This is a genomic window from Rhizobacter sp. OV335 (genome assembly GCF_900142965.1).
Lineage (GTDB): Bacteria > Pseudomonadota > Gammaproteobacteria > Burkholderiales > Burkholderiaceae_C > Rhizobacter.
In genome coordinates, this window is the sequence record NZ_FRCQ01000004.1 from 132,778 (window position 1) to 149,417 (window position 16,640).

Genomic DNA, 16,640 nt, shown 5'->3' on the forward strand with positions numbered 1-16,640 from the left:
GCCGGGAATGTTACGGGCGCCGAGGGGCGTTGGACAACGGGGAATTGCCGGATCGGGGGTTGGAGGCGTAACGGTTGGTGAGCGGGAGGCGATTGACGCCGGGGTCTCAGCCGGACATCGAATTCACCTTGGGAGCCACATGCAGCGCAATGGTCAGTCCAACGACGGTCGCCATCGTGATGGCCGATACCGCCGAGACGGCAAGGATTTTTCGCCCTCGTGTTCGGGACGACGATCCCACGACAGCGCCGACACAGCCCCACATGATCGGCAGCGTCACGATGAACGCGTACAGGCTCAGGGCCAATCGTGGCGGACAGGTTTCGGAGCAAAGCGGAGTCCACGCGAGCCACAGCGCGCGAACGATCAAGCAACCGATGCCGACGCCCGTCGCCAGCGAGATCCATAGCCGTATCAGGTTCATCCGCCGACTTTGCTGTGTCATCTGCCGGGCCAGACATAAGGACGAACAAAGAAGAACACGGTGCCGACGACCAGCAACGCAAACACGATGGCTATCCGCCGGATCGGCCATGACCGGGCCTGCGCGAAATAGGCCGCGACAGAGAAGCCGATCGACGGCAGCAGGCAGGCGACCAGAATGAGGGGCCCGAGCCACCATGGGCCGCAATGTTCTACATCGCAACCCGAGGGTGCCGACCGGCTCGCCAAATCGGAGTGACTCAAGGCGTAGAGACAAGCCCAGGTCAAGACAAGGCCGGCCACCAGCCCGAGAAATGCCGCAAAAAAACGCTTCATCAGTTCAGCCGATGCAAGGAAGGGCAAGCACGAGTGCGGTGCTGGCAACCTCATCGGATTTCTCAAGCTTGAGCAACCAGCCAAAGTCCGATGTCCTCATCGAGCATGCTTACCCGATGAAGGAATAGACGTAAAAGGACACTGTTGCAGCCACCAGCAACGCGAACACGACGGTTGTCTTGCGGACCGGCCACATCCGGGCCGCAGCCAGGCAGCCCGAAACAGCGAACACCACAGCAGGAAACAGGTAGTACGCAAGAATGAGCGGGCCCAACCACCATGCGCTGCAATCTTCTATGCGGCAACCCCAGATCGGCTTCGGCTGCGGCAGATTCGCATGACTCAAGGTGTAGCCGCAAAGCCAAGTCCAGAACAGGCCACCGACGAATGCGGCAAATGCGGCCGGAACGTGCTTGAACAACCTGCCAAGTTCAGCCGTGTTCATTTCGTATCGCTAATCAACCAGACAAGGGATGGGAACAGCGGGCATGGAGGCAGGACACGACGCCTCCAGAGCAGAGAAACGGCTCATCAGTGCAGTTCAGAGATACGGGCGGACCATGAAAAACACTGCCGCAATCACCAGCAGCCCGAAGACAACGAACGTCTTGCGACGAGGCCACGCCCGGGCCACCGACAAGTAGCCGGCAATCGTGAATCCGACTGTTGGAATCAGATACAACGCGACACCCAGCGGCAACGCCCACCATGGACCGCAATGTTCCGCGTCGCACCCTCTGCCGGTCCTGGGCGAAAGATTGGCATGGCTGAGCGTGTACAGGCAAAGCCACGTCAAGGCAAGACCGGCGACGAAGCCGACGAACGCAGCGAGGAATCGCCTCATCGGATCTCCCAAAGCAAAATGACCTCGGAATTGTCCAAGTTTGAGAAGTACGGATCCGAAGGATCGAGAGGATTCGCCAGACTCGACATGCCCACTCGAAAGCGCAATATCGATGCGAACGATGGAGTGAGAGTCGACTTGTTCCACAGATCGATGTGGTCGCCGGTCGGGCTCTTTTCACCCGGCCGCGCCCAGTAATTCGCAAAGAAGACGATCCCTTTGCGCCCCTTGATCTTCTCCTGCCACTCCTTGCCGGTCACGTTCTCCGGTTTCAGCGGCAACCTGATCAAGTGCTGCGTCTTCAGCCAGGCCGCCAGTTCCTCGGCCCGGATCGCCAGCCGCTTGCCGTCGACGGTCACGGTTGCACCGCGAAACGATTTCATGTCGACGCCCGCCGCATGCAGCGCAACGCTGACCTTGATCGCGCACTGGTTCTCGAAGCCCTTCGGCGGGTCGCCCGACTTGTCGACATAGGGCTTGCTGCTCGGGTAGCCCTGCCACAGCTTGTCGAAGCTCAGCTCCGGCGGCTTGGGCTCGGCCTTCGGCCGGCTCGGTCCCGGCGGATCGGTGCGGTGCAGGCACGCCGTTCCGCTGTCACGTCGTTCCGCACTCGTCACGCACAGCGGCCCTGGCTTTCTTGCGCCCATCTTGTTTCACCTCTCCTGATCGGCCTGCCGGCCTGCGCGGATGCTAGGGCAAACCACCCGGCGCGAGCGCCCGGTCGCGGGGGGCACATGACTTTCGTCGCTTTACCCCCCGGGCCGCTTTTCCTACTCTGAGGACCATGGTGCACCGCCCGTGCGCCTTTCGTCTGCACAGCAAGCGCACCCATGGCCAATCCCATCACGCTGAGTTCACCGCTTCCGGCCGAAGACCTGTTCTTCGAGTCGATGACGTTCTCGACCGGCCTGAGTTCGCTGGGCGACATGCAGTTGTCGCTGCTGAGCGAGAAGCCCGACCTGAAGCCGCAGGACCTGCTCGGCAAGCTGGTCACCGTCAACGTGACGCTCGCCAACGGCAGCAAGCGCCACTACAACGGCTACGTCACGCGCTTCGGCCTGGGCGGGCACAAGGGCCGCTACTTCGGCTACCGCGCCACCGTGCGGCCGTGGCTGTGGTTCCTGACCCGCACCACCGATTGCCGCATCTTCCAGGACATGTCGGTGCCCGACATCGTCAAGAAGGTGTTCGGCGACCACGGCATCGCAAGCTTCGAACCCAAGCTGTTCCGCTCGTACCAGCCGTGGACTTATTGCGTGCAGTACCGCGAGAGCGACTACAACTTCGTCGCGCGGCTGCTCGAGCACGAAGGCATCTACTGGTACTTCGAGCACACCGACGGCGCGCACAAGCTGATCCTCGTCGACTCGCAGAGCGCACACGATGCGGCGCCGGGCTACGAAAGCATGCGCTACATCGAAGACAGCTCGAGCGCACCGCCCGACCAGGAATACATCTCGAACTGGGTATTCGACGAATCGGTGCGCACCGGCAAGACGGTGATGACGAGCTATGACTTCGAACGCCCGTCGACCTCGCTCGAGGTCGAGACCGCCAACACCCGCCCGCATGAGCTCGCCGACTACGAGAGCTTCGACTACCAGGGCGACTACGTCCAGAAGGCCGACGGCTCGCAGTGGATCGAGAACCGCATGGACGAGATCCAGTCGCGCTACACGCAGTTGCGCGGCGCGTCGAACGCGCTCGGCCTGAAGGTCGGCTGCAACCTGAAGCTCACCAAGCACCCGCGCGACGACCAGAACAGCGAGTACCTGATCACGTCGATGTCGGTGAAGGCCGAACTCGGCGTGCACGAATCGGGCGGTGGCGACACCGGGTTCCACTGCGCGTTCTCCGCGATCCCGAGCAAGCAGCAGTTCCGCCCGCAGCGCATCACGCCCAAGCCCTTCGTGCAGGGCCCGCAGACGGCCGTGGTGGTGGGCCCCGGCGGCGAAGAGATCTTCACCGACAAGTACGGCCGCGTGAAGGTGCAGTTCCACTGGGACCGCCTCGGCCAGAACAACGAGAAGAGTTCGTGCTGGGTGCGGGTGTCGTCGCCCTGGGCCGGCAAGAACTTCGGCGGCATCTCGATCCCGCGCATCGGCCAGGAAGTGGTCGTCGGCTTCCTCGAGGGCGACCCCGACCAGCCGCTGATCACCGGCCGCGTCTACAACGCCGAGCAGATGCCGCCGTGGGACCTGCCGGCCAACGCGACGCAGTCGGGCATCCTGACCCGCTCGTCGAAGGGCGGCGGCTACGGCAACGCCAACGCGATCCGCTTCGAGGACAAGCAGGGCGCCGAGCAGCTGTGGCTGCACGCCGAGAAAGACCAGCTGATCGAGGTCGAGAACGACGAGGCCAAGTGGGTCGGCCACGACCGCACCAAGACCATCGACCACGACGAGACGGTGCACGTCAAGCACGACCGCACCGAGACCGTCGACAACAACGAGACGATCACGATCGGGGTCGACCGCACCGAGAAGGTCGGCAACAACGAAGACATCACGATCGGCGTCAACCGCAACGAGAAGGTCGGCAGCAACGAGACCATCGCGATCGGCGTGAACCGCACCGAAACGGTCGGCGCGAACGAGACGATCACGATCGGCAGCAACCGCACCGTGACCATCGGCGCCAGCAAGACCGAGACGGTCGCGCTGCAGCGCACCCGCGCGGTCGGCATCAACGAGACGGTGGCGATCGGCGCCGCCCAGGAAGTGGTGGTCGGCGCGGCACAGAGCATCACGGTGGGCGCCACGCGCTCGGTCTCGGTCGGCATCAACGAAAGCCATTCGATCGGCGCCAAGCAGAGCATCGACGTCGGCTCCGACCGCAGCCTGAGCGTCGGCGGCAAGCAGAGCGTGCAGGTGGCCAAGGCCCGCAACACCACCATCGGCGAAGACAACACGCTGAAGGTGGGCAAGAACTACGTGCTCGAGGCGGCCGACTCCATCACGCTGAAGACCGGCAGCGCCAGCATCACGATGAAGAAAGACGGCACGATCACCATCAAGGGCAAGGACATCACCGTGGAGGGCTCGGGCAAGATCAACGTGAAGGCGAGCAGCGACATCGTGATGAAGGGCTCCAAGATTCTGCAGAACTGAGGCACACGATGAGCGGCCGCGACACGCTGGACCAACAACTTCTCGAAGCGCACGCGCGCGAGGAAGCCACACCTCTCTCACCCGTCGGCGACCCGACAGCCGATCCCGTCGACGCGCTGCAGCCGCTGCTGCATGCGCGCGCGGCGGTGCTGCGCAGCGAGCCGCTGCCGTCGGTCGTGGTCGGCGAGCTGATCGCGATCACCGACGACGGCGCGACGCCGCTGGTGCTGTACCCGGGCCAGCCGGGCACCGCCGCGCTGCGTGCGCGCGCGGTGCTCGACCTGCACGGCGCGCACATCGGCGCGCAGGTGACGCTGATGTTCGAGAACGGCGACGCGGCGCTGCCGATCGTCACCGGCGTGCTGCGCCCGGCCGCCGGCTGGCCGCTGGCCGACCGGCCCGACCAGGTGCAGCTCGACAGCGACGGCCAGCGCATGCTGGTCAGCGCGAAGAAAGAGCTGACGCTGCGCTGCGGCAAGGCGAGCATCACGCTCACCGAAGCCGGCAAGGTGCTGATCCAGGGCAGCTACGTGTCGAGCCGCTCGACCGGCGTCAACCGCATCAAGGGCGGCTCGGTGCAACTGAACTGATCGCGCCGCAGTACCCGCCATGGAACTGATCAACGCCACCCGCATGACGGCGGGCTACAACATGGGCCTCGAGCCGAGCGGCCGCGAGTCGCTCGTGGTCGTCATCAAGGGCACCTTCCGATTCCCGCAGGCCGGCGAGCCGGCCACGCATTTCGCACTGCATGAGGAACAACTGCCGCTGGTGATGGCCGATACCTTCACCGGCGAACCCGGACTGTCAGCACCGGTCTACGAGGTGGATTTCGCGCCGCACAAGCCGTTCGTCGACGTGCTGCTGCTGGGCAGCGCGCATGCGCCGCACGGGCGGCCCACGACGCGCGTGGAGACCGGCATCCGCATTGGCAACTGGAGCAAGCGCATCGCGGTGGTCGGCGCGCGGCAATGGGATTGCGGGCTGGCCACGCTGCGCGCGACGCCGGCCGAGCCCTTCGTCACGCAGCCGATCAGCTACGACGTGGCGTACGGCGGTGCCGACCTGGCGCATGAAGACCCAGCGCAGCATGCGGCCTACATGGCCAACCCGGTGGGCGTGGGATTCCACAAGCACCTGAAGAAGGCCTGGGTCGACGGCAAGCCGCTGCCGCGCACCGAGGAGATCGGGCGCAGCGTCAGCGACCCCGACAGCGACTACGCGCCGATGTCGTACGGGCCGCTGGGGCGTGGCTGGTCGTCGCGCTCGCGCTTTGCGGGCACGTACGACGACGAGTGGCTCGACAAGCACTTTCCCTTCCTGCCACCGGATTTCGACGCGCGGTACTTCCAGGCGGCGCCGCTGGACCAGCAGCTGCCGCTGGAATCGTTCACCGGCGGGCCGGTGGAGGTGGCGCTGGCGAACCTGACGCCCGAAGGGCTGACGCGCTTCACCATTCCGCACCTGGTGGCGCCGGTGCACGTGTTTCCGAAACGCGGCGAGCGCGAGGACTACACCGCGACGCTGGACACCATCGTGATCGAGCCGGAGCTGCAGCGGTTCAACCTGACCTGGCGTGTCGCGCGGCCCTTGAGGAAGAACCTGCACGAGATCGAGCAGGTGCTGGTTGGCAAGAAGGGCCGCGAGTGGTGGCAGTCCCGGGACAGCATCGGCTTCCCGATCCCGGTGGTGATGGTTCCGATGTCCCGGCCGGCTGCGGCCGAGGCGGCCTGAGCATGGTTGCCGCCATCGCAGTCCGGCGCACCGGCCTGGTCACGAGCGTAGGACTGGACGCCGGATCCGCCTGCGCGGCCATCCGGGCGAAAGTGACCAACCCGGTCGAGACACGCTTTACCGGCCGCGGCGCGCGCATGATCGTGGCCCACGAGGTTTCACTGGAGAAGCCCTGGCGCGGCCTTGCCAAGCTCGCGCAGATGGCTGCCATGGCCATCGACGAATGCCTGGAAGGCATCGACAAGGAAGCCTGGGCGCAGATCCCGCTGTTGCTGTGCGTGGCAGACCCCGACAGGCCGGGCCGTCTCGAGGGAATCGACGGCGACCTGTTCACCCAGGTGTGCGAACTGTTGGGGGCCCGCTTCGCGTCCACGTCGGCGATCGTCGCCCATGGCAAAGTGGGGACGGCCGTGGCGCTTTCGCATGCCCGCCAGTTGCTGGAAGGCGGCCATGCCGCCCAGGTGCTGATGGTAGGGACCGACAGCCTGCTGCGATGGCCCACCTTGCAGGCCTACGACGCCGACGACCGGCTGCTGAAGGACGGCACCTCGGACGGCTTCATGCCGGCGGAGGCCTCCGCGGCCGTGCTCGTCGGCCCGCCCGGCGAGGAGGCGCAACTCGTGTGCACCGGCATCGGCTTCGGGGTCGAACCTGCCCCCGTTCACTCCGAAGCGCCGCTGCGGGCCGAGGGCCTGTCGCACGCCATCCGGCAGGCACTCGTCGACGCCGGCAAACAGATGCATGAGCTCGACTTCCGCATCGCGGACGTCTCCGGCGAGCAGTACTACTTCAAGGAAGCCGCGCTGGCCGTGTCGCGCACGATGCGGCAGCGCAAGGAGTTCTTCGACATCTGGCACCCGGCCGAGAGCATCGGGGAAACGGGAGCGGCGATCGGCCTGGTGATGCTGGCCGTCGTCGACTCGGCGTTCCGCAAGGGCCATGCCCCCGGGCCCTTCGTGCTCGCGCACTTCTCCAACGACGGCGGCCCGCGAGCGGCAGTCGTCCTGCACTGGGCCGCCGTGCGGCCGCAAACACCCTAGAGACGACGACCATGGCAAACCAGGTTTTCGCGAACATGATGGAGGTGTCGTGCAAGGCCGCGGCTGGCAAGGCGATCTGCGCCTTTCCCGACGTGTGCTTCACGCCGCCGTTGACCCCGGCAACCCCTCCGGGCGTGCCCATCCCCTATCCCAACACCGGCATGGCGTCCGACGCCACCGACGGATCGACCAGCGTCACCGTCTCCGGCAAGGAGGTGATGCTGAAGAACAAGTCGTACTTCAAGAAGAGCACGGGAGACGAGGCGGGCTCGGCGCCCAAGAAAGGCGTGGTCACGAGCAAGATCACCGGCAAGGTCTACTTCAACGCCTGGTCGATGGATGTGAAGATTGAAGGCGAGAACGTCGTGCGCCACCTCGATCTCACGACGCACAACCACGGTTCGGTGCCGGGTAACAGCCCGACCTGGCCCTACCTGGACGACATGACGGGGCCGCAGAAGATCAAGGCGTGCGGCGACGAGATGACCGCCGTCACAACCGCCTGCCCGGAGTGCCAGACCAACAAGCATGCAGACCAGGACTGCCCGGAGGTCTACTCAAGCGCGAGCAAGAACAAGGGCTATGCGGACGACCCATGCGTCAAGGCCAAGCGCTGCATGCTCGTGCCCTATTCGAAGCAGAACAACAAGAAGGGCGGTTGCTGCCCGGGCCAGACGGCACACCACATCGTGCCCAAGCACCACTTCCCGAAGGCGGAATTTCCCAACTATGACCAGGCCGCCGCGCCGTGCGTCTGCGTCGAGGGGTATTCGTGGCATCGGAACTGCAAGGCACCGTTCAGGAAGGCCGACAAGACCCACCCTGACATGCATGACCTGCAGGACGCGTTCGAGCGTTCCGCCATCAACACGGTCAACGCCACGGCGGCAGCCGGGGGGGACACGAAGGGCCGCAGCGCAGACCACGCCATGAAGTACGGCGAGGCTCGCGACAACGGCGTCAACGCACACGAGCAGATCTTCTCGGACAGCGATTGCAGCCCCGGATGCCTGGAAGCGCAAATCAACGCCTACCATCGCCAGAAGAGCGTCGGCCTGAGGGACGGCTCGCTCATCCACACCAAAGCTGTGGGCGCCGCGGAATGACGCCCCCCCGCTCGCCCCGTGACGGACAGGGTTCTTCAACATGACGCAGACATTCACCTTCGCCTCTGACGATCACGTCTTCGTGGCAGCAGCCATCGCCGCCGCGGACGACTACTTCTTCGTCGCCCACGACGCCTCCTTGCTGGAGAACGGCAACTACGCAACACGGCTGTTGCGGCGCAAGGCGGGCGTCTGGAGCCAGCTGGCGGCCTGGCCCTGGCAATCGGTCGGCCTGGCGATCGCCTCGAACGCCCCTCTGCGGGTCGAGGTGCTCGGCCGAGACGGCGAAGTGGGGGTGCTTCAAGGCGACGCGATCAGTGCCGAACTCCTGGAACCGGGCACCGCCCTCGGCCCGATGCGCGACATCGGCATCGTGTTCGGCCGGGTGATGGCCTGGGGCATGCAGCGACACGTGTTCGTGCGCGATGCGCAAGGCCGCTGGATCCGGTTCGACAAGGGCATGGCGCAGGAACTTGTGTCCGCCACCCTCGACATCGACGCCCTGATCGGCAGGAGCATCAAGTCGGGCGGCGGCATCAATGGCATCGTCTCCCAGGGCGACGACCGGTTGCTGGCCTTCGGCATGCGGGGAGAGATCTGGCGCTACCTCAAGGACCGCTGGGAACCGATGGACAGCCCCACCAACGTGATGCTGAAGGATGCAGTGAACGGTCCGGACGGGGACATCTTCGTATGCGGCCTGCGCGGTACGCTGCTGCGGGGCCGCGATGACCAATGGCAGCAATTGGACTACGAGGGCGAGCCGCGCCTGGGCTTCTGTTCGATCGACACGTTCGGCGGCGCCATCTACGTGGCCGACGGTCATTCGCTGCGGGTGCTGGTGGGCGACCAGCTGAAGGTCATCGACTTCGGCGTCGAGGAGGTGGTCCCGTGCATGCAGGTCACCGCCAACGCGGGTGAGGTGATGTCCGTCGCCGGCCAGGAGGTCTGGGTCTCGCGCGACGGGACGCAGTGGACCTGCCTGGTCGGGTAAGGCTGCGCGTCGCATGTCTGCGTTCCTTCGCCCTCCCGTTCCCGTCGTCCTGCAGCAGCATCTGGACGACGCCCAAGGTCTTCATGCCACCCGCTCGGTGCTGGTGCGTGCACCGCATGTGCGGCTGCATCAGCTGCAGCGCCTCGACGAGCGCTTGGCCGCCAGCCTGGATGGCTTGGCCGTGGCGGGCGATCATGCTCGCGCACAGTGCGTGGCGGCGCTGGAGAACCCGACCCCGCACAGCGTCTTCGTCGCCGCGGTCGCCGCGATCGACGGGCGGGATGCCGGCCTGACGGGACGACTGCTCACGCTGGCCGAGGCATTGCCCGAGGCCCGTGCCGGGCTGGTGTCCGCCTTCGACTGGGTGCCTGCAGGTTCGCTGCGAGGCATCATCAAGTCACTGATCGACTCCCCTTCCCTGCTGCACCGCGAGATCGGCTGGACGACGTGCGTGCTGCACGGCGTCGAGCCCGGCACGTCGATGGATACGGCTCTGCAGGACGCGGCGACGCCTGCGCGGGTGTTGCGGCTGGCCGCACGATGCGGCCGGGCGGACCTGCTGCCGGCCCTGCTGAAGCTGCTCGAAGACGCCGACCCGGAACGCGTGGTCGAAGCCGCGTGCGCCGCGCTGCTGCTGGGGGACCGGCAGGCTGCACCGCAGGCGCTGTCCGCGCTGTGCCGAACGCCCGGCGTGCTGGATGATGCTGCAGTCGACCTGCTGGTGCGCAGCCAGCCGATGGAGCAGACGCATGCCTTGCTGCGCGCTCTTTCGCAGGACGCCGCGCGGGTGCGAACGCTGATCCGCGCCACAGGCATGGGCGGCGACCCTCACCATGTGCCGTGGTTGATCAAGCAGATGAGCGATGCGAAGCTCGCTCGGCTGGCCGGTGAATCGTTCAGCTTGGTGACCGGCCTGGACTTGGCGCAGCTGGACCTGGACGGCGCGGCATTCGAGAACGAGCGTGGGGGCCCGAGCGATGCGCCCGAGGATGACGATGTCGCGATGGACGAGGATGACGGATTGCCCTGGCCGGACCCGCAGCGCATCGCAGCGTGGTGGCAGTCGAATGGCCATCGCTTCACGGCCGGCATTCGCCATTTCATGGGCGAGCCTCCATCGACTGCCCATTGCCTGTCGGTCCTGCGAGGCGGGTTTCAACGCCAGCGCCTGGCCGCGGCGGAATACCTGTGCCTGTTGAACCCGGGAACGCCCCTGTTCCATGCCGGCGCGCCGACCTGGCGCCAGCAACGGCTGCTGGCCAGGATGGCAGGGTAAGCTCGCCAGACGCACCCAGGACGCCCCGATGCCCCCGATCGACGCCAAGCTGATCCTCGCCATCCTCGGCCCGGCCTTCCTCGTGCTCGGCCTCGCGCGCTGGCTCACCGCCGGCCGCGTGATCCCGCAGGCCAAGGCCTGGCTGCTGGTCGGCGCGATCTTCTCGGCGGTGGCCACGTGGTTGTGGTGGCAGGCACTTTCTTCACACGGATGACGGGGTGATGCGGTTCTGATCGGCGCCCGGCTGGAGGCACGATCAGAGCAGCGGCAACGAGACCGGAGAGGACGCCTGCAGCGGCAAGGCCGGCGACGAGCAATGCGCCGACGAGGAGGTCCTCGATGACGCTGCATTCTGATTCGGGAGATTTCCGACCCATGGCCAAGCCCAAGCCCTCTTCACCCCACATGACGTTCGCGCAATCCGCGGTCGGCTCGCGCGACCGCGTCTGGTTCGTCGCCGAGGAAGAGGACGACTCGCGCGTGCTGCAGTTGAAGGGCGGCAAGTGGTTCGTCAAGACACCCGAGTGGCCGGTGGCCTCGATCTGCGGCGTCGACAAGGGCAACGGTCAGTTCGAGGTGCTGGCGCTCGGCCTGGATGGCGAGTTGCTGGTCGGCATCCCGGGCGGATTCTCCGAGTCGCACGTCGATCCGCAGGCCAAGGGCCCGGACCGCTACGGCGCGATGCGCGACATCCGCTGGGTCGACAGCGACGTCTTCGCCGTCGGGATGTCGCGCCAGGCCTACCGCCGCAGCGGCGGTGCCTGGCAGGCCATTTCCGGCGCCATCCATGCGCAAAAGGGCGAGAGCACCGGTTTCAATTCGGTCCACGGGCTGACGCCGCAGGCGGTCTACGCGGTAGGCTTCGGCGGCGAGATCTGGCTGTACGACGGCAGCGCCTGGCGCCAACTCGACAGCCCGACCTCGGTTGCGCTGCAGCGCGTGCTGGTCACGCCGTCGGGACATGCGCTGATGTGCGGCGCTGCGGGCGTGCTCCTGCAGGCCGCGGGCGACCGTTCGACGACGGTCCAGAACGAGGTCACACGCGACAACCTCCATGGCCTGACCCTGTTCAAGGGCAAGGCCTTCGTCGCCAGCCTGACCGGCCTCTACCTGATCGGTCCGAAGGGTCTCGAGGCGGTGGACACCGGCCTGCCGGGGCCGTTGACCTTCGGCCACCTGGAGTCCGATGCCGACGTCATCTGGAGTGTCGGTGCCAGGCACCTGCTGAGCAGCGAGGACGGGGTGACCTGGACGCAGGTGATGTGCAATGTCTGAGCGGCTGTCCCACGCCACCCGGTCATGCTGAGCGCCGCCCGGCGCGGCGAGTGCGTCCGTGCTGCTGGGTGACCGTGCGGCAGCCGTCGTCGCGTTGCAGCAGCTGGCGAAAGCCGAAGGGGCCGGTCGGCGCGATCTTCTCGGCGGTGGCCACGTGGTTGGGGTGGCAAGCACTTTCTTCACACGGATGACGGGGTGAAGCGGTTCTGATCCGGCATCGGGACGGGGCACAATCTGCCGTTCGCCCCAGCGGCGCCGCCCTCACCCGGACGGCATCCCGGCTGCCGGGCTCCGCTCACTTCGACTGAAGATGGAACGCATGATCGAAACCTCTGATCGCACGGCGCCGTCCCGCCTCGTCGGCACCGCCGCCCTGATGACGGCCCTGGTCGCGGCGCTGGCGCTGTCGGCCTGCGCCACCAAGCCGGCCGACCCGCCCGCCGAGGCGCCCGCCACCACGCCGGTGGCCCCGGCACCCGCCCCGGAGCCCCCGCCCCCGCCGACGCCCGCGATGCAGGCCCAGGCGCAGAAGGTCGCGCAAGGCGTGGTCGAGCTGCTCGAGGCCGGCAACGAAGAGCAGGCCCGGGCCGAGTTGCAGCGCGCGCTGAGCCTGGACCCGGCCAACAAGCTGGCGCTGAACCTGCAGAAGCAGATGACCGAGGACCCGCAGGCCACGCTCGGTCGCGAGTCGTTCCCTTACGTGGTGCGCGCGGGCGACACGCTGTCGCGCATCGCCGGCCGCTTCCTCGGCGACATCTACGCCTTCCACATCCTCGCGCGCTACAACAACATCAAGGTGCCGCGCCAGGTGGGTGAAGGCACGACGATCCGCATCCCCGGCAAGGCGCCCCCGCCCGAGACGGCGCGCCCGACCCGGCCCGCGCCGGCCAAGCCCGAGCCGGCCGCTGAACCGGCACCGCCGCCGGTGGCTGCCGCGCCGGCCGCACCGGCCGAGCCGTCGGCCGGCGAGAAGGCCTTCCGCGCGGCCGAGGCTTCGGCCAAGGCCGGCAACCTGGAGCGCGCGCTGGCCGACTACAAGCAGGCGGCCAGCCTGGGCGTCGCCGCCGCCGGCCCGAAGGCCGATGCCACCAGCAAGCGGCTGGTCGACACGCACTCGCGCAATGCCCGCTCGGCGCTCGCGCGGCAAGACCTCGACGGCGCGATCAAGTCCTGGGACAAGGTGCTCGAGCTCGACCCGGCCAACGACACCGCCAAGCTCGAACGGCAGAAGGCATTGCGCTTGAAGGAAAAGGTCAACGCGCTGTAGGAGCTTGCCTACGCGCAGGCGGCGTCCCGTCCTATTCTCGCGACCGGCCGTGCCGGGGGACCCTTGGTGTCATGCAAGCCATGACATGACATCAAGGAGGAACCCCATGTCCCAGGAAGCCCAGATCATCGGCAAGGTCGAGTACCGCGAAGGCGACGGCCAGCCGATCGAGATCCGACCCGGCCCGATCGAGGTCGAGACCACGCTCACCGATGCCACGCTCAGCTGGGTCGACGGCGACACGCACGGCTCCACCGCGATCCCGATCGGTGACTTCCAGCGCTACGTGGCGCGCGGCACGATCGAGTTGAAGCACTGACCCGGCCACCGAGCGCCGGGCGTACAGCTCCAGCAGCACCTCGCTGACGTTGCCGAGCAGCAGCCGGGCCACGCCGTTCGCGTAGAAATTGAACTGCGTGCTGACGCGGTAGCGCGTGCGCATCGCGAGGCGCGTGCCGCCGTTCTCCGGCAGCAGCTCGAACGCGGTGTCGAGCAGGTCGAAGTACAGGCCGCCGATGCGCACGTGGTCGTCCAATGCGCCGGCAGGCACCGAGTCGTCGGCGAATCGATAGGCCCACGCGATGCGGCGCGCCGGCTGCCACTCGGTGATGTCGCCTTCGAAGTGGATGCCCTTGCCCATCCGGAAATGCTGCACGCGTTGCCCGGCGGCTTCGGTGACGCCGGACTGCGGCGGCGGCACGCCGATGCGGTAGGCCCAGCCACGCTCGACTTCGTCCGCGCGGATGTCCGGCGTCTGCGTCAACTGCTGCCACACCACCGCCGGCGGCGCGGCAATCCACAGGCTGCGTTCGATCTGGCTGCGGTCGTCCTGCAACGTGGTCCCCGGCACCAGCGCACCCATCAGCAAGGGCAGCACGCCGGCGGCATACAGCGTCGGCCGTGGCCAGCCGGTGACGCGGCAGGCGACGCCCATCAACAGCCCGCCGACGCTGCCCAGCATGCCGAACAGCGGCGCGATCACGAGCACGCAGATCAACCCCTCGACGTTGATCAGCAGCGTGCCGGTGATGAACAGCCCGGTGGCGAGGAACGGTGCGCCGACGTAATAGGCCCAGGAGCGACGCTCGTCGCGCTCGGCGATGTAGACGGTCACCATGCCGACGACGATCGGCGCGAGGAACACGAAGGCGCCGGCCATCGCCGACCAGGAGCTGCCGGCCGCACCCGAGAACAGCAGACGCAGCACGATGCCCGACAGCGCACCGGCCAGCACCGGCCAGCGGTAGCGGAACGGGAGGTGGTCGGGGTTCATCATCGCGCAGTCACCTCGTATGCGAGATCCACAGCAGCACCGCGAGCACGCCGATCGTCAGCTTCTGCAGCAGCGAGGCCGCGCGCGCGAAACTGCCGCGCAGATCGATCAGCGGCTCGGGCGGGCTGATGCGCAGGCCCTGCGCCAGCGCGGTCGGCGCGCGGCCCAGCAGCGCGGGCAACGCATTGACCGATGGCACGCTGCCGCGCTCGAGCAGGCGCAGCGTCTCGGGGCTGAAGGCCTTCTGCGGCAGCACACAGGCAACCCGCGCCGCGAGCTTCATCAACGGCATCGGCACCGGCAACCACAGCGGCTGGCCGAGGCCGAGCGCGATGCGATAGGTGGCGAGCATCTCGCGGTAGCTGATGGCCTCGGGGCCGCCGACTTCATGCACCACGCGCAGCGGGCCGGGTTGCTCGACCAGCCGCGCGATCGCCTCGGCCAACTCGTAGACGTGCAGCGGCTGCAAGCGCTGCGCACCGCGCCCCGGCAGGCTGACGACCGGCAGCGACGCGAGCGTCGCGAACAGCGCGGCACTCGCGCTGCGCGGCCCGTACACCAGCGACGGGCGCAGCACGGCCCAGTCGAGCGGCAGCGTCGCGAGCAGGTCGTCGGCGAGCAGCTTGCTGCGCAGGTAGTCGCTGTCGAGACCCTCTGGCCCGACGCCGAGGGCCGACACCTGGATCACGCGCCGCACCCCCGCCAGCGCCGCGCCGCGGAACAACTCGATCGGCCCCTGCGCATGCACGCGCTCGAAGCGCTGCCCGCGCGAGGGCACCAGGATGCCGACGCAGTTGACCACCGTGTCGACCTGCGCACCGCGCAGCCGCGCGGCCCAGTGCTGCGGCGACACCGGACTGGAGAAATCCAGCGGCCAGTGCTCGCGCGCCGCGCCCGGCCGGCGCGAGGCTTCGACCACCTTGTTGCCGCGCGCACGCAGCGCATGCACGACCGCCGCACCGATGCAGCCGGTCGATCCGCAGACGAGGACCTTCATGACGCACTCCTTGAGAAGCAGCAGGGGGCCGGCGCCGCGACATCGAACGCACGGGCTGCACCCGGTTCGAGCGCCTGAAGCGCGGCGCGCGGGGGCAAGCTGGCCGGCAGGCTGATGTCCCACACCAGGCCGACACGCTGCAGCGCGCACAGCACCCACCAGCCGGGATCGGCCTGGCCGGGGTAGAGCCCGAGGCGGGCCGAGCCGGGAAACGCATGGTGGTTGTTGTGCCAGCCTTCGCCGAAGGTGATCAGCCCGCAGCCGCGCACGTCGTGGCCTTGCACCCCGGCGCCGTCGACATGCCAGCTGCGGTGGCCGACGCGGTGCGCGAAGTGGCCGACCATCCAGTGCCCGGTCAGGCCGACGACGCAGCGCAGGCACACGCCCCACAGCACCCAGCCGATGCCGCCGAACGCGAGGAACAGCAGCGCCCACGGCAACTGCTGCAGCAGCCAGTGCCGCTCGATCCACATCAGCACCGGGTCGTCCGCGAGGTGCCCGGGCAGCTCGAAGCGCGGCGGGCGGGCCAGGCGCAGCTCGCAGTGCAGTTGCCACCACGCATCGACGAAGAAGCCGCGCCGGTGCGCGAAGAAATCGTGGCAGTGCGGCTGGCGCTGCGCCCAGTCGCGCAGGTCGTGCGTGCGCATCATGCCGGCTGGCCCGGCCATGCTGACCAGCACGCCCAGGTAGACCAGCACGCGTTCGAGCCACAGCGGGCACGCATACGCGCGATGGATCAACCGCCGGTGCATGCCGAGCGAATGGCCGAGGCACAGCGTGACGGCGCTGCTCGCGAGGAACAGCGCGACGCCGCCCCAGCTGGCGTAGCGGGTGACGGCCAGCACGCTGCCGGCGAGCATCGCGAACCACCACAGCGAGCGCTGCGGCGCCCAGACGACGCGGCCCTCGACCGCGTTGCATCCGTCAGTGGCGTGGACCGTGGTGACCTCGTTGCGCATGGCCCG

19 protein-coding genes are annotated in these 16,640 nt (G+C 67.6%); 10 read left to right on the top strand and 9 right to left on the bottom strand.

The genetic code is table 11. From position 1 onward, the window contains the following. Nucleotides 1–106: 106 nt before the first annotated feature. The 5 genes from BUE42_RS05875 to BUE42_RS05895 form a co-directional block, all read right to left on the bottom strand. Nucleotides 107–424, bottom strand: a complete 318-nt coding sequence (locus BUE42_RS05875) for a hypothetical protein (RefSeq protein ID WP_143171322.1) — start codon at nucleotides 422–424, stop codon at nucleotides 107–109. Nucleotides 425–441: 17 nt separating this feature from the next. Next, the gene (locus BUE42_RS05880; RefSeq protein WP_159445372.1) at nucleotides 442–786 is read right to left on the bottom strand and encodes a hypothetical protein; all 345 of its coding nucleotides are present in this window, start codon (nucleotides 784–786) and stop codon (nucleotides 442–444) included. Nucleotides 787–868: 82 nt separating this feature from the next. Continuing rightward, nucleotides 869–1,204, bottom strand: a complete 336-nt coding sequence (locus BUE42_RS05885; protein ID WP_073463671.1) for a hypothetical protein — start codon at nucleotides 1,202–1,204, stop codon at nucleotides 869–871. Nucleotides 1,205–1,300: 96 nt separating this feature from the next. After that, entirely contained in the window at nucleotides 1,301–1,603 is a 303-nt protein-coding gene (locus BUE42_RS05890; protein ID WP_073463673.1) for a hypothetical protein, read from the bottom strand. Beyond that, a complete protein-coding gene (locus tag BUE42_RS05895; RefSeq protein WP_083613904.1) occupies nucleotides 1,600–2,250 on the bottom strand; it encodes a type VI secretion system amidase effector protein Tae4 in 651 nt (216 codons plus the stop codon). Before BUE42_RS05895 ends, BUE42_RS05890 begins: the two co-directional genes overlap by 4 nt. Before the next feature lie 183 nt (nucleotides 2,251–2,433). Between BUE42_RS05895 and BUE42_RS05900 the strand changes: the two genes are divergently transcribed. The 9 genes from BUE42_RS05900 (at nucleotide 2,434) to BUE42_RS05940 (ending at nucleotide 12,138) form a co-directional block, all read left to right on the top strand. Continuing rightward, nucleotides 2,434–4,713, top strand: coding sequence for a type VI secretion system Vgr family protein (locus tag BUE42_RS05900; protein ID WP_073463676.1), 2,280 nt, complete (start codon nucleotides 2,434–2,436; stop codon nucleotides 4,711–4,713). 8 nt (nucleotides 4,714–4,721) lie between these two features. Continuing rightward, nucleotides 4,722–5,303 carry a DUF6484 domain-containing protein gene (locus BUE42_RS05905; RefSeq protein ID WP_235002131.1) on the top strand — a complete coding sequence of 194 codons (582 nt, stop codon included), beginning with the start codon at nucleotides 4,722–4,724 and terminating at the stop codon, nucleotides 5,301–5,303. Between the two features lie 19 nt (nucleotides 5,304–5,322). Further along, entirely contained in the window at nucleotides 5,323–6,447 is a 1,125-nt protein-coding gene (locus tag BUE42_RS05910; RefSeq protein ID WP_073463678.1) for a DUF2169 family type VI secretion system accessory protein, read from the top strand. A gap of 2 nt (nucleotides 6,448–6,449) precedes the next feature. Beyond that, nucleotides 6,450–7,487 carry a 3-oxoacyl-ACP synthase gene (locus BUE42_RS05915; RefSeq protein WP_073463680.1) on the top strand — a complete coding sequence of 346 codons (1,038 nt, stop codon included), beginning with the start codon at nucleotides 6,450–6,452 and terminating at the stop codon, nucleotides 7,485–7,487. A gap of 11 nt (nucleotides 7,488–7,498) precedes the next feature. Continuing rightward, a complete protein-coding gene (locus tag BUE42_RS31960; protein ID WP_143171323.1) occupies nucleotides 7,499–8,593 on the top strand; it encodes a PAAR-like domain-containing protein in 1,095 nt (364 codons plus the stop codon). Between the two features lie 40 nt (nucleotides 8,594–8,633). Then, a complete protein-coding gene (locus BUE42_RS05925) occupies nucleotides 8,634–9,587 on the top strand; it encodes a hypothetical protein (protein ID WP_073463684.1) in 954 nt (317 codons plus the stop codon). 13 nt (nucleotides 9,588–9,600) lie between these two features. After that, nucleotides 9,601–10,863, top strand: a complete 1,263-nt coding sequence (locus BUE42_RS05930; RefSeq protein WP_073463686.1) for a TIGR02270 family protein — start codon at nucleotides 9,601–9,603, stop codon at nucleotides 10,861–10,863. A 28-nt stretch (nucleotides 10,864–10,891) separates the two neighbouring features. After that, nucleotides 10,892–11,077 carry a hypothetical protein gene (locus tag BUE42_RS05935; RefSeq protein WP_056815283.1) on the top strand — a complete coding sequence of 62 codons (186 nt, stop codon included), beginning with the start codon at nucleotides 10,892–10,894 and terminating at the stop codon, nucleotides 11,075–11,077. Between the two features lie 161 nt (nucleotides 11,078–11,238). Next, entirely contained in the window at nucleotides 11,239–12,138 is a 900-nt protein-coding gene (locus tag BUE42_RS05940) for a hypothetical protein (RefSeq protein ID WP_143171324.1), read from the top strand. Nucleotides 12,139–12,160: 22 nt separating this feature from the next. On the opposite strand, the gene BUE42_RS34065 is transcribed toward BUE42_RS05940, so the two are convergent. After that, entirely contained in the window at nucleotides 12,161–12,292 is a 132-nt protein-coding gene (locus BUE42_RS34065; protein ID WP_255376827.1) for a hypothetical protein, read from the bottom strand. A gap of 165 nt (nucleotides 12,293–12,457) precedes the next feature. Here BUE42_RS34065 and BUE42_RS05945 point away from each other — a divergent pair, with 165 nt between their 5' ends. Beyond that, a complete protein-coding gene (locus BUE42_RS05945) occupies nucleotides 12,458–13,405 on the top strand; it encodes a LysM peptidoglycan-binding domain-containing protein (protein ID WP_143171325.1) in 948 nt (315 codons plus the stop codon). Between the two features lie 91 nt (nucleotides 13,406–13,496). On the opposite strand, the gene BUE42_RS31470 is transcribed toward BUE42_RS05945, so the two are convergent. Genes BUE42_RS31470 through BUE42_RS05965 form a run of 3 tightly spaced genes read right to left on the bottom strand, consistent with a single transcriptional unit; the run spans nucleotide 13,497 to nucleotide 16,634 of the window. Continuing rightward, nucleotides 13,497–14,681 carry an SRPBCC family protein gene (locus BUE42_RS31470; RefSeq protein WP_083613905.1) on the bottom strand — a complete coding sequence of 395 codons (1,185 nt, stop codon included), beginning with the start codon at nucleotides 14,679–14,681 and terminating at the stop codon, nucleotides 13,497–13,499. A gap of 7 nt (nucleotides 14,682–14,688) precedes the next feature. After that, nucleotides 14,689–15,675 (bottom strand): NAD-dependent epimerase/dehydratase family protein, encoded by a 987-nt coding sequence (locus BUE42_RS05960; protein WP_073463696.1) that lies wholly within the window; start codon nucleotides 15,673–15,675, stop codon nucleotides 14,689–14,691. Beyond that, a complete protein-coding gene (locus BUE42_RS05965) occupies nucleotides 15,672–16,634 on the bottom strand; it encodes an acyl-CoA desaturase (RefSeq protein ID WP_200798907.1) in 963 nt (320 codons plus the stop codon). Before BUE42_RS05965 ends, BUE42_RS05960 begins: the two co-directional genes overlap by 4 nt. Nucleotides 16,635–16,640 lie beyond the last annotated feature (6 nt).

Bases quoted from the DNA above. Each gene is read 5' to 3' on its own strand.
- BUE42_RS05875 (WP_143171322.1), bottom strand. From the start codon at position 424: ATGAACCTGATACGGCTATGGATCTCGCTGGCGACGGGCGTCGGCATC.
- BUE42_RS05885 (WP_073463671.1), bottom strand. From the start codon at position 1,204: ATGAACACGGCTGAACTTGGCAGGTTGTTCAAGCACGTTCCGGCCGCA.
- BUE42_RS05890 (WP_073463673.1), bottom strand. From the start codon at position 1,603: ATGAGGCGATTCCTCGCTGCGTTCGTCGGCTTCGTCGCCGGTCTTGCC.
- BUE42_RS05895 (WP_083613904.1), bottom strand. From the start codon at position 2,250: ATGGGCGCAAGAAAGCCAGGGCCGCTGTGCGTGACGAGTGCGGAACGA.
- BUE42_RS05900 (WP_073463676.1), top strand. From the start codon at position 2,434: ATGGCCAATCCCATCACGCTGAGTTCACCGCTTCCGGCCGAAGACCTG.
- BUE42_RS05905 (WP_235002131.1), top strand. From the start codon at position 4,722: ATGAGCGGCCGCGACACGCTGGACCAACAACTTCTCGAAGCGCACGCG.
- BUE42_RS05910 (WP_073463678.1), top strand. From the start codon at position 5,323: ATGGAACTGATCAACGCCACCCGCATGACGGCGGGCTACAACATGGGC.
- BUE42_RS05915 (WP_073463680.1), top strand. From the start codon at position 6,450: ATGGTTGCCGCCATCGCAGTCCGGCGCACCGGCCTGGTCACGAGCGTA.
- BUE42_RS31960 (WP_143171323.1), top strand. From the start codon at position 7,499: ATGGCAAACCAGGTTTTCGCGAACATGATGGAGGTGTCGTGCAAGGCC.
- BUE42_RS05925 (WP_073463684.1), top strand. From the start codon at position 8,634: ATGACGCAGACATTCACCTTCGCCTCTGACGATCACGTCTTCGTGGCA.
- BUE42_RS05930 (WP_073463686.1), top strand. From the start codon at position 9,601: ATGTCTGCGTTCCTTCGCCCTCCCGTTCCCGTCGTCCTGCAGCAGCAT.
- BUE42_RS05935 (WP_056815283.1), top strand. From the start codon at position 10,892: ATGCCCCCGATCGACGCCAAGCTGATCCTCGCCATCCTCGGCCCGGCC.
- BUE42_RS05940 (WP_143171324.1), top strand. From the start codon at position 11,239: ATGGCCAAGCCCAAGCCCTCTTCACCCCACATGACGTTCGCGCAATCC.
- BUE42_RS05945 (WP_143171325.1), top strand. From the start codon at position 12,458: ATGATCGAAACCTCTGATCGCACGGCGCCGTCCCGCCTCGTCGGCACC.
- BUE42_RS31470 (WP_083613905.1), bottom strand. From the start codon at position 14,681: ATGATGAACCCCGACCACCTCCCGTTCCGCTACCGCTGGCCGGTGCTG.
- BUE42_RS05960 (WP_073463696.1), bottom strand. From the start codon at position 15,675: ATGAAGGTCCTCGTCTGCGGATCGACCGGCTGCATCGGTGCGGCGGTC.
- BUE42_RS05965 (WP_200798907.1), bottom strand. From the start codon at position 16,634: ATGCGCAACGAGGTCACCACGGTCCACGCCACTGACGGATGCAACGCG.